The organism is Fictibacillus sp. NRS-1165 (assembly GCF_050468105.1).
GTDB classification, from domain to species: Bacteria; Bacillota; Bacilli; order Bacillales; family Fictibacillaceae; genus Fictibacillus_C; species Fictibacillus_C terrinigri.
Genome location: NZ_JBDPNU010000094.1, coordinates 1 through 911, shown reverse-complemented (window position 1 = coordinate 911; position 911 = coordinate 1). Strand labels below are relative to the sequence as shown.

9 tRNA genes are annotated in these 911 nt (G+C 51.8%); all 9 read left to right on the top strand.

From position 1 onward, the window contains the following. The first annotated feature begins 37 nt into the window (after positions 1 to 37). A tRNA-Val gene (locus tag ABHN01_RS24415) sits at positions 38 to 113 on the top strand. Positions 114 to 119: 6 nt separating this feature from the next. Continuing rightward, positions 120 to 195, top strand: a tRNA-Thr gene (locus tag ABHN01_RS24410). Between the two features lie 8 nt (positions 196 to 203). Then, positions 204 to 279, top strand: a tRNA-Lys gene (locus ABHN01_RS24405). An 18-nt stretch (positions 280 to 297) separates the two neighbouring features. After that, a tRNA-Leu gene (locus ABHN01_RS24400) sits at positions 298 to 382 on the top strand. Between the two features lie 7 nt (positions 383 to 389). Further along, positions 390 to 464 (top strand) — tRNA-Gly (locus tag ABHN01_RS24395). A gap of 13 nt (positions 465 to 477) precedes the next feature. Next, positions 478 to 566 (top strand) — tRNA-Leu (locus tag ABHN01_RS24390). A 13-nt stretch (positions 567 to 579) separates the two neighbouring features. After that, positions 580 to 656: transfer RNA gene (locus ABHN01_RS24385), tRNA-Arg, on the top strand. A gap of 3 nt (positions 657 to 659) precedes the next feature. Then, positions 660 to 736: transfer RNA gene (locus tag ABHN01_RS24380), tRNA-Pro, on the top strand. Positions 737 to 745: 9 nt separating this feature from the next. After that, positions 746 to 821: transfer RNA gene (locus ABHN01_RS24375), tRNA-Ala, on the top strand. Positions 822 to 911 lie beyond the last annotated feature (90 nt).

The window sequence follows — 911 nt, the reverse complement described above, 5'->3', positions numbered from 1 at the left end:
CCCCCTGTAAGAGTAGGACGCTGCCAGGCTTACATATGGAGGATTAGCTCAGCTGGGAGAGCACCTGCCTTACAAGCAGGGGGTCGGCGGTTCGAACCCGTCATCCTCCACCATCACTTGCCGGTTTAGCTCAATTGGTAGAGCAACTGACTTGTAATCAGTAGGTTGGGGGTTCAAGTCCTCTAGCCGGCACCACTTTTCAAGAGCCATTAGCTCAGTCGGTAGAGCATCTGACTTTTAATCAGAGGGTCGAAGGTTCGAGTCCTTCATGGCTCACCATTTTCAACAATTTTATATGCGGGTGTGGCGGAATTGGCAGACGCGCTAGACTTAGGATCTAGTGTCTTATGACGTGGGGGTTCGAGTCCCTTCACCCGCACCATACGGATGCGGAAGTAGTTCAGTGGTAGAATACAACCTTGCCAAGGTTGGGGTCGCGGGTTCGAATCCCGTCTTCCGCTCCATTTTTTTCTGCCTGCCGGGGTGGTGGAATTGGCAGACACACAGGACTTAAAATCCTGCGGTAGGTGACTACCGTGCCGGTTCGAGTCCGGCCCTCGGCACCAAATGAATGAATATGCGCCCTTAGCTCAGCTGGATAGAGTGTTTGACTACGAATCAAAAGGTCGGGAGTTCGAATCTCTCAGGGCGCGCCATATCGGGAAGTGGCTCAGCTTGGTAGAGCACCTGGTTTGGGACCAGGGGGTCGCAGGTTCAAATCCTGTCTTCCCGACCATCTTTTTAAGGGGCCTTAGCTCAGCTGGGAGAGCGCCTGCCTTGCACGCAGGAGGTCAGCGGTTCGATCCCGCTAGGCTCCACCATTAGAAAATGTAGTTGACATTTTCTTTTTTAATCGGTATAATATAAAAGTTGCTGTTCGAAGCAGGAGAAAAACAGTTCTTTGAAAACCA